Annotated in this window: 9 protein-coding genes and 1 pseudogene; all 10 read right to left on the reverse strand. The window is 69.2% G+C overall.

The window, feature by feature from the left end; translation table 11 throughout:
- Positions 1 to 155: pseudogene (gene mraY / locus JHC57_RS18320) on the reverse strand (phospho-N-acetylmuramoyl-pentapeptide-transferase); the annotation flags it as partial.
- A complete protein-coding gene (murF, locus tag JHC57_RS18325; RefSeq protein ID WP_294031844.1) occupies positions 155 to 1,534 on the reverse strand; it encodes a UDP-N-acetylmuramoyl-tripeptide--D-alanyl-D-alanine ligase in 1,380 nt (459 codons plus the stop codon). The pseudogene mraY and the gene murF, both read right to left, overlap by 1 nt.
- On the reverse strand, positions 1,531 to 2,970 hold the full coding sequence (locus tag JHC57_RS18330; protein ID WP_294031846.1) for a UDP-N-acetylmuramoyl-L-alanyl-D-glutamate--2,6-diaminopimelate ligase: 1,440 nt from the start codon (positions 2,968 to 2,970) through the stop codon (positions 1,531 to 1,533). Before JHC57_RS18330 ends, murF begins: the two co-directional genes overlap by 4 nt.
- Positions 2,970 to 4,658, reverse strand: a complete 1,689-nt coding sequence (locus tag JHC57_RS18335; protein WP_294031848.1) for a penicillin-binding protein 2 — start codon at positions 4,656 to 4,658, stop codon at positions 2,970 to 2,972. Before JHC57_RS18335 ends, JHC57_RS18330 begins: the two co-directional genes overlap by 1 nt.
- Positions 4,655 to 5,263, reverse strand: coding sequence for a hypothetical protein (locus JHC57_RS18340; protein ID WP_294031850.1), 609 nt, complete (start codon positions 5,261 to 5,263; stop codon positions 4,655 to 4,657). The genes JHC57_RS18335 and JHC57_RS18340 overlap by 4 nt, the downstream gene beginning before the upstream one ends.
- Positions 5,257 to 6,240, reverse strand: a complete 984-nt coding sequence (rsmH, locus tag JHC57_RS18345; RefSeq protein WP_294031851.1) for a 16S rRNA (cytosine(1402)-N(4))-methyltransferase RsmH — start codon at positions 6,238 to 6,240, stop codon at positions 5,257 to 5,259. Before rsmH ends, JHC57_RS18340 begins: the two co-directional genes overlap by 7 nt.
- Positions 6,237 to 6,737 (reverse strand): division/cell wall cluster transcriptional repressor MraZ, encoded by a 501-nt coding sequence (locus tag JHC57_RS18350; protein WP_294031852.1) that lies wholly within the window; start codon positions 6,735 to 6,737, stop codon positions 6,237 to 6,239. Before JHC57_RS18350 ends, rsmH begins: the two co-directional genes overlap by 4 nt.
- A 276-nt stretch (positions 6,738 to 7,013) precedes the next feature.
- Positions 7,014 to 8,177 (reverse strand): DUF4350 domain-containing protein, encoded by a 1,164-nt coding sequence (locus JHC57_RS18355; RefSeq protein WP_294031853.1) that lies wholly within the window; start codon positions 8,175 to 8,177, stop codon positions 7,014 to 7,016.
- Positions 8,174 to 8,569, reverse strand: coding sequence for a hypothetical protein (locus tag JHC57_RS18360; RefSeq protein ID WP_294031854.1), 396 nt, complete (start codon positions 8,567 to 8,569; stop codon positions 8,174 to 8,176). Before JHC57_RS18360 ends, JHC57_RS18355 begins: the two co-directional genes overlap by 4 nt.
- Positions 8,566 to 9,543, reverse strand: coding sequence for a cysteine synthase A (locus JHC57_RS18365; protein ID WP_294031855.1), 978 nt, complete (start codon positions 9,541 to 9,543; stop codon positions 8,566 to 8,568). Before JHC57_RS18365 ends, JHC57_RS18360 begins: the two co-directional genes overlap by 4 nt.
- Positions 9,544 to 9,885 lie beyond the last annotated feature (342 nt).

Here is a 9,885-nt window from a genome sequence, read left to right on the forward strand (position 1 = left end):
CCCTGCCGCATGCGCAGCATCAGGATGAAGCGCGGGCCGATCCACAGCCCGATGATCAGCGCGGTCGCGACCGCGGCGCCCGAGCGGAAGCTCAGGTAGCGAATGAGGTTCAGAGCCCCCGGAAAGCCGAGCCATTCCGCCAGCCAGTAAAGCATCAATAGTCCCCGCTCATCAGCGCCGTCACGACATGCGACAGCCCGACGCTGTTCGACCCCTTGACCAGCACGGTATCGCCCGGACGGATCATATCCTTCAGCCGCCCTACCGCGGCCGAGTGGGCGGGCACATGCTCGAAATCGATGCGTCCCTCAAGAGCTTTGGCGAGCGGCGCCATCTCTTCGCCGACAAGCAGGGCGAATTGCACCCCCGCCGCGACGAGCGGAGCCGCGAGCGCCGCGTGATACGCCTCGCCACCGGGCCCGAGTTCCTTCATCGCGCCGAGAATCGCCACCTTGCGGTCGGCGGATTCGGTGCCGAGCTGGCCGATCGTCGCCGCCATCGAGGCGGGGTTGGCGTTGTAGCTTTCGTCGATGACGAGAATATGGCCGCCGGGCACCGCGACGCGGTGGCGCGCGCCGCGCCCCGCGAGCCCGGCCATTTCGGCGAAGGCGAGCCCCGCGGCGGGAAGATCGCCGCCGACCGCCTTGACCGCCGCGAGCACCGCCAGCGAATTGGCGACCCAGTGCGCCCCGGCCTGTGCGATGGTGAAGCAGAGGAGCGAGTCCTGGACCTGCGCGGTGACGAGCGACCCGCCCCTTCCGTCCGAAAGCCAGTCGACCGCGCGGACGTCGGCGCCCTCGTTCAGCCCGAAGCTGACGATGTGCGCGGCATGGCGTTCGGCCCTGGCGCGGAGGCGCGCATGATGCGGGCTGTCGAAGGGGATGATCGCGGTGCCGCCGGGTTCGAGACCTTCGAAAATCTCGCCCTTCGCGTCGGCGATCGCTTCCTCGCTGCCGAAATATTCCATGTGCGCGGGGGCGATGGTGGTGACGATGGCGACGTGCGGGCGGACCATGCGCGTCAGCGCGGCGAGTTCGCCCGCGTGGTTCATCCCCATTTCGAAGATGCCGAAATCGGCGGTCGAAGGCATGCGCGCGAGGCTCAATGGCACGCCGACATGATTGTTGTAGCTCTTGACCGAGCGATGCGCCTTGCCGGGACGGAAGCGATCGAGCGCGGCGAACAGCGCCTCCTTCGTCCCCGTCTTGCCCGCCGAGCCGGTGACGCCGATGATGCGGCCGTGGCTGCGCGCGCGCGACGCGATACCGAGTGCGTTCAGCGCCGCGGCGCTGTCGGCGACGCGGACGTGCGGATGCGCGATGCCGGTTTCGCAGACGATGCCCGCGGCGCCCGCCGCGATCGCCTTGTCGATGAAGGCGTGACCGTCGGCGGTCTCGCCCTTCATCGCGACGAAGAGGTCGCCCTTCGTCACCTCGCGCGAGTCGAAGGCGACGCCCTGCACGGTGAAATCGGCGCTGGCGGTGCCGCCGGTGGCCGAGGCGATGGCGCGCGCGGTCCAGAGCGGCGTCGTCATGCCGCCTCCTCGCGCACGACGCCGACGTCGTCGAAGGGGATGACGCGCGTCGCGTCGCCGCGCCCGACGATCTGCCCCTGTTCATGCCCCTTGCCCGCAATGCAGACGATATCGTCGGCCTTCGCCTCGGCAATCGCGGCGGCGATGGCGGCGCGACGATCGCCGATCACCCGCGCACCGGGCGCGGCGGCGGCGATGGCATCGCGGATGACGGCGGGGTCCTCGCCGCGCGGATTGTCGTCGGTGACGATCAGCACATCGGCCTTTGCGGCGGCGATCTTGCCCATCTCGGGCCGCTTCGCCTGGTCGCGGTCGCCGCCCGCACCGAAGACGAGGATCAGGCGACCGCCCGCATGCGGGCGCAGCGCGTCGAGCGCGGCCTCGATCGCGTCGGGAGTGTGGGCATAGTCGACATAGACCGGCGCGCCGCTTTTGGTGATCGCGGCGCGTTCGAGCCGTCCGCGCACCGGCTGGAGGCGTGCGAGATTGGCGATCGTCTGGCCGATATCGCCACCGGTCGCGATGACGAGGCCGGCGGACACGAGCGCATTGGCGACCTGATAGGCACCGATCAGCGGGAGACTCACCCTGAAAGTGGTTTCGCCGGCCGCGATGACGAGCGCCTGCCCGAGCTGGGTCGGCTCGCGCGAGACGAGGCGGAGCGCCTCGCCCGCGGTGCCGACCGTCATCAGGCGGACGCCGCGCGCCGCCGCCGCATCGACGACCGCCGCCGAATATTCGTCGTCGGCCCACACCACCGCCGCGCCGCCGGATTCGACGACCTCCGAAAAGAGCCGCAGCTTCGCCGCGAGATAGGCGTCCATCGTGCCATGGTAATCGAGATGGTCGTGGCTGAGATTGGTGAAAGCCGCCGCTTTCACCGGAAGCCCCTCGGTCCGGTACTGGTCGAGGCCGTGGCTCGATGCCTCGAACGCCGCGTGCGTGACGCCTTCGGCCGCGAGCCCCGACATGTTCGAGAGGAAGGTGACGATGTCGGGCGTGGTCAGCCCCGTAGAGGCGCTTTCGAGCGAGGTCGTGATGCCGAGCGTGCCGATCGACGCGGCGTTGAACCCCGCCATGCGCCATAGCTGGCGCGTCATTTCGACCGTCGAGGTCTTGCCGTTGGTGCCGGTGACCGCGACGCAGGTCGCGGGAAAGCGATGGAAGAAGCGCGCGGCGATATGCGCGAAGGCACGGCGCGGATTGGGGTCGGCGATATGCACGGCGCCTTCGACCTTCGCCTCCGGGCGCGCAATGATCGCGACGGCGCCCGCCGCGACGGCCGCCGCGATGAAATCCTCGCCGTTGAATTTTTCGCCGACGAAGGCGCCGAAGATGGTGCCGGGTGCGACCTTGCGATGGTCGATCGCGAGCCCCGTAATGACGGGATCGCTGCCCTCCGGTGCCTGATCATCGAGCAGCGCGGCGAGACGCATCAGTGTGTTTCCTCGCCTCTCCGCAACAGCGGGAGCAGTTCGGAAACGTCGACGTCGCGGCTTTCGTCGGGGAAGACACCGAGCATCGGGCCGGCGCGCGTCACGACCTTGCGCACGACGGGTGCGGCGGTCCAGCCGGCGGTGCGCTGGCCCGAGCTGAACGCATTGCCCTTGGGCTCGTCGATCATCACGAGCACCACATAGCGCGGATTGTCCATCGGGAAGGCCGCGGCGAAGGTCGAGACGAGCGAATGGCGGCGATAGCCGCCCGCGCCCGGCTTTTCGGCCGACCCGGTCTTGCCCCCGACGCGGAAACCCGGCGCGTTCGCCTGTTTGCCGGTGCCGTCGGACACGATGAGGCGGAGAAGCTGGCGCATCCGCGCGCTGGTCGCCGCCTTGAACACGCGGCGACCCTGCGGCGGCGCCTTGTCGCCGAGTTTCATCAGGGTCGCGGGACGATAGATACCGCCGTTGACGAGCGCGGCATAGGCGCTGGCGAGGTGCATCGGCGTCACCGCGATGCCGTGACCATAGCTGGTCGTCATCGTGGTCACGCGGCCCCAGTCCCTGGGCCACAGCGGGAAGGCGCGTTCCTTGAGATCGATCTGCGGGCGCTTGTCGAAATCGAGGTTGCGGAAGAGCCGTTCGAGATTTTCGCGGCCGAGTTCGTCGGCGATGCGCGCGGTCGCGATGTTCGAGCTTTCGATCAGCGTCTCGGGCACATTGTACCAGCGGCCGGGATGGCTGTCGCGGATGCGGAAACCCGCGATCGGCAGCGGCGCGGTCGCATCGTAGCGGCGCGCCATGCTCGTCACCACGCCGTCGTCGATCGCCGCGCCGATCGACAGCGGCTTGAAGGTCGAACCGAGCTCGTAGAGATTATAGGTGACCGAGTTGCGGCGCGTCGTGGGGTCGCTGCCCGTCAGCTTGTTCGGATTGAAGGTCGGCAGCGAGGTCATCGCCGCGACTTCGCCGGTGTGGACGTCGAGGATCACGCCGGCGCCGCCGATCGCCTCGAGATTGGCGACCGCCGAGCTCAACTCGCTTTCGAGCACGCCCTGCACGCGCGCATCGATCGACAGCGCGAGCGGCTGGCCGCGCGTCGCCTTGTCGGTCAGCCGCTGGTCGAGCGCGCCCTCGACGCCGGTGACGCCATGACCCTCCGCATTGGTGAAACCGAGGACGTGGGCGGCGAGCGTGAGCTGCGGATAAAGGCGCTCCTTCTCGCGCGGAAAGTCGAAGCCGACGTCGCCGATCGCGTTCACCGCCGCGACCTGATCGGGCAGCGCGCGGCGGCGGATATAGGTCGGGCGTGGGCCGCTGATCTTTGCCAGCAATTCCTCGCGCGGCGTATCGGGAAAGATCTTGTGCAGTTCGTCGGCGAGATATTGCCGGTTGTTGAGCAGCTTCGACGGGACGACGCGGATCGAATAGCCGTCGATCGTGCGCGCGAGCGGTACGCCGTTGCGGTCGACGATGTCGGCGCGCGCGGGAATGAAGGCGGTCGCCGCGCCATGGCCCGACGAGGTGTCAAACAGCGAGAAATAGAGCAGGCGCACCGACACGACGAAAAATGCCGCCGCGAACAGCAGCATCAGGATCATCAACCGCTGCTGCGCGGTCAGCAGTATCTGCTGCCGCACCCCGGCGGTACGAACCCGTGTCGGTCGGACGACGAGCGTATTCATCGGCCGGCCTTGCCTCCTGCCGCTTCGAGCGCCGCGGCCCGCTTCAGATCGGCGAGCGTCGATTCGGCCAGAAGCTGATCCTCGATCATCTTCAATTGCTCGCGGCGGCGCGTCGGCGCCATCCGCGGCGTCACGTCGCTGCGCACGCCGGTATCGGCCTGCGCGAGCACGACCGGCTTCGCCGCGACGGGTTTGGCCGCCGCGGGCTTGCTTTCGACCGGGCTTTCCTTCGGCGCCGCCGGCACCGCGACGGGCGAGACCATCGCCATCAGCACCGGCGCGACCTCGTTCGCGCCGCGCGCCCGCGGCAGGCGGTCGAGCGAGGCAAGCTGGCGCTCGCTTTCGAGATACTGGCCCGCATCGGGCGCCGAATAGCCGAAGGTGTCGGCGTTCCACTGTTCGAGCTGGCGCATCGAGGCGCGGACCGCGAGTTCGGATTCGAGATAGCGGATATTGTCGCGCGTCCTGTCGATCTGCCGCTCGATACGCGTCAGTTCGCTGCGTGTCGCCGCAACCTTGAGCGACACGGGATAGAGCATCATCGCAAAGATGAGCACGAGCAGGACCAGGCCGATTCCCTGGAGCTTGCGGGCCGCCATCAGCATGACATTGCCTCCTTCCCTGAATTTCCCCGGATCGAATGCGCCGGCGCCGCGGTGCGGACCGCGCTGCGCAGCGTCGCCGAACGCGCACGCGGGTTGCGCGCCTCTTCTTCCTTGCCGGGGCGCACCTTGCGCGCCGGAGGCTCGAAGGTTGCGGCCCGCGCCAGAGGGGTCGGCGCGGGCCGGTGGCGCGAACCCGCGGCATCGCCACCGCTGCGTTCGCGCAGAAAATTCTTCACAATGCGGTCCTCGGTGCTGTGGAAGCTGACGACCGCGAGCCGCCCGCCGGGGCGCAGCAGGCGCTCGGCGGCGTTGAGCCCCGCCATCAGTTCGTCGAGTTCGGAATTGATGTGGATGCGGATCGCCTGAAAGCTTTTCGTCGACGGATCCTTCGGCGCGCCCGGCGGATGGCGGAGCGCCTTGCGGATCACGGCCGCAAGCTCGGCGGTGCGCGTCAGCGGGCGCGCGGCGACGATCGCGCGCGCGACGCGGCGCGACTGGCGTTCGTCGCCATAATGGAAGAGGACGTCGGCGATCTCGCCTTCATCGGCGCGATTGAGCCAGTCGGCGGCGCTTTCGCCTTCCTGCGCCATGCGCATGTCGAGCGGGCCGTCCTTCTGGAACGAGAAGCCGCGTTCGTCCCGATCGAGCTGCATCGACGAGACGCCGATGTCGAAGGTGATGCCGTCGACGCTTTCGATGCCGCGTTCGGCGAGCAGCCGGTCGATCTCGCCGAAGCGGCCGTGGATCAGCGTGAGCCTGCCGTCGGCTTCGGCGACGAGCGCCTGCCCTTCGGCGATCGCGTCGGGATCGCGGTCGCACGCGACGACCTCGGCACCCGCCGCGAGCATCGCGCGGGTATAGCCGCCGGCGCCGAAGGTCGCGTCGACGTGGCGCTCGCCCGGGGCGATGGCGAGCGCGGCGATGACTTCTTCACGGAGGACCGGATCGTGGCGGGGATCGCGGGGAAGGTCCGTCACTTTCGCGCCTTCCCTTTCGTCGCGTCCCAGGAGGCGGCGAGACGCTGGAGGACCGGATCGGCCTCCGCGCATTCGGCGAGCGTCGGCAGCCACCAGATTTCGAGGCGCCGGCCCGAGCCCACAAAAGCCGTCGCGCCGGCATCGCCGACGCGGTCGCGGTGGATGAAGCTGGGAAGGAAGCGACCGCTGTCGTCGAGCGTGTAGGGCTCGGTGTAGCTGAAGCGTTTCTTGAACTCGCTGTCCTCGTCGAAATCGAGGTTGCGCAGCCGCGCGGTTTCGCGGTCGCGCTCGATCTCGCCGTTCAGCCGGTCGTACTGATCCTGGCCATAGGCGACGAGGCACGGCAGCTTTTCGTGGAAGCCGACCCAGAGCACGCGCTGGCCGTCCGCAGTGAGGGGCACATTGTTGCGGAACTGTGAGGGGACGGCGATGCGTCCCTTGCCATCGATCGCGGCGAAATTGGTGCCCGCATACTGGCCGGGCGTCACAATTGCCATCGCTCTGCCCCCTGTATCCGCGCCACCGGGCATAACTTTCCCGGCGCCGGAATCGCAGGATTCCGGCTGGTTCGGCACGGGTGGAGAATGCCCCTCTCCGATTTCGTGAGTATCAACTATAGATCGGGGTGAAAAGGGGTAATTTAGGGTGAAATAGGGAATCTGGCCCCCATTTGCCGCAAAAAGCGCTCCAAATCGGGCAAATGCCGGTCGCACGGCGCACGGGCGCCGCCGCAGGGCGACTCGATCGGGGCGAATTGGGGCGGAAACGCCGACTCAGGCGGTGCGGGCGCGAATCCAGAGCGGGCGGAGCAGACCCGGCCCGGCGCCGGGCCAGAGCCGCGCGGCAATCCATTCCATCGTATCGGCCTGCCGCAGATGCCCGGCGCCGGGGACGGGCGGGCGCCAGAGCGGCGCGAAAAGAAGGTCGGCGTCGCCGACGAGCCAGGCTTCGCCCTTCCCGATCGGGCAGCGCGCGACGCGGCGGCCGGCGAAGGCCCGGCATGGCGGCGGCAGGCGATCGAAGCGGCCCGCGCTGAACAGGCGGAGGCGGGTGCCGTCGACGTCGGCGGCGAGCGGCGCCCCTTCGGCGGCGGGCGCGGCCGCGAGCGTGATGCCCCAATGGTCGAGCAACGGAGTCAGCAGGCTCGTCACCGGGGGGTTCCGCGGATCGCCGAGCGGGTGGCGCGCGGGCCAGCCCGACAGCGCGTCGGCGAGGACGACGGCGCGGCCGCCGCCGCGCACGAAGGCGTCGATCGCGACGAGTTCCCGCGGCGCGAGCGCGCGCGGATGCGCGACCAGCAGCGCGCCTCCGGGGGGCGGCACATGGTCGGCGAGGCTGTCGACCAGCGACACGGGACCGGCGGCCGTGAGCCGCGCGAGCGCGGGGTCGTCGTTCGTACCCTCGGCGATCATCGCCGCGATGTCGCCGCCGCCCGACCAGCGCAGCGGCAGGCCGGTGAGCATCGTCGCGGCGGGCGCCCCGGCCGACGCCGCGGCGGGACGGTAGAGCGCGGCGAGCAGCGCATGCCCTGCCGCAAACCAGCCGGCGACGAGAACCGCCCCTGCCAGCCATGGCAGCAAGCCGGCGCGCGGGCGCCACCGGACGAGCCGGTCGGCAAGCCATGCGGCGAGGCCGCCCGCGACGATCGTCAGGAGAAGCTGCGGCCATCCCGCCGATCCGGCAAGAAGGAGGCCGAGGAGAGCCTGCGCCATGGCGAGAAGGCCGAGCGCGAAGAGGATGGTGCGGCGACGCGCGGGTGCGGGCTCGCGGCGCTGCCACCAGGCGAGCAGCAGCACCGGCGGTGCGAGCAGCGGGAGCGCGAGCGCGGGGTCGATGCGGCCGAGCAGCGCCTGCCCGCCCGCGATCCATGCGAGCGCGACGACCGCCAGGGCTGTGACGAGCGCGCGCAGCAAGGGGCCGCGCGAGGCCGCGATCACTGTTTCGACTGGCGCGCGCGCTGGAGGGCCGGGTCGGGTTCGAGGTCGGGGACCGACGAGGCCTGCGGCAGCGCCTGCGGTACCTTCACGTCGGTCGCGGCGTTTTCGTCCTTCGACGAGGGCGACACCGGCTGGACGCCGAGTTCCTCGAGCGGCGCGCCGCCGGCGGGCTGATCGCCCGGCATCTTGACCTCGGCGGTCGCCGCGACGTCACTCGCCGCGCGTTCGCGGGCGCGCTCGCCGATCAGCCCCGCCATGCCGACGAGCAGCAATACGGTGAGAACCCCGGCGATGCCGATCTGCAGGCGGCGCATCGTGTCGTCGACCTGCACCGTCGGCGGCGGTGCGGGTTGCGGCTTGGGCGCCGAAGGAATGTCGATCCGCACACTCATGCTGCCGCCTCCAGTCCCTTGCTCGCCAGCCATTCGGGGTTGTAGAGCGTGGACAGATAGCGAAACCCGCTGTCGCACAGGATGGTTGCGATCCGCTTGCCGGGACCGAGCTGCCGCGCGAGCGCCATCGCACCGGCGACGTTGATCCCCGACGACAGACCGAGGCACAGCCCCTCCTCGTCGAGCAGGCGGCGCACGACCGCCAGCCCCTCGGCGTCCGAGATGCGGAACTGGGTGTCGATCGGCGCGCCGTCGAGATTGGCGGTGATGCGGTTCTGGCCGATGCCTTCGGCGACGCTCGACCCTTCGGGCTTCAATTCGCCGCACTGGTAATAATTATAGAGTCCGGCGCCGTGCGGATCGGTGAGCGCGACGGTGATGCCGGCGTTCTTCGCCTTCAGGCCGAGCCCCGTGCCCGCGATCGTGCCGCCGGTGCCCGCGGCACAGGTGAAGCCGTCGATGCGGCCGTCCATCTGTTCCCAGATTTCCTCGGCGGTGCCGAAGATGTGCGATTTGCGGTTGGCGATATTGTCGAACTGGTTCGCCCAGATCGCATTGTCGGTTTCCTCGGCGATGCGGCGCGAGGTGTGGACGAAATGACCGGGGTTGGCGAAGGGCGCCGGCGGGACGAGCACGAGTTCGGCACCCAATGCACGGATCGTCGCCATCTTCTCGGCGCTCTGGTTGTCGGGCATGACGATGATCGTCCGGTAGCCCAAGGCATTGCCGACGAGCGCGAGGCCGATACCGGTGTTGCCCGCCGTCCCCTCGACGATCGTGCCGCCGGGGCGCAGGCTGCCGTTCTCCTCGGCGTCGCGGACGATATAGAGCGCGGCGCGGTCCTTCACCGAACCGCCGGGGTTGGCATATTCGCACTTGCCCCAGATTTCGCAGCCGGTGGCTTCGCTCGGCCCCCTGAGCAGCACCAGCGGGGTATTGCCGATGAGGTCGAGGCTGTTTGCAGCAATAGTCATGCCCATGATCTAGGGCCGCACCCGCGGCCCCGCAAGACAGCTTCGCTTGCCCCGCCGATGATCGGCGTTTGTCGACCAACGGGCAACGAGGCCCGACGAACGACAGCCGCAGTGGCCATCAGGGGTTGCGATTGTAACAGTATATCATTACTGCCGCGCCGACAGGTCGCCTCAAAAACAGGACTCTCCCCTCATGCGTTTGCTTTGCTCTGCCGGTTTCACCTTTGCCCTCTTCCTTGCCGCCCCTGCTTTCGCGCAAGACAGCGCCGCGACCGGCAGCGACGACGATGTGCACGCCGGCGGACCGATCGTCGTCACCGCACCCTATGTCCGCAGCCTCGA

The organism is Sphingopyxis sp., from assembly GCF_016463645.1.
Lineage (GTDB): Bacteria > Pseudomonadota > Alphaproteobacteria > Sphingomonadales > Sphingomonadaceae > Sphingopyxis.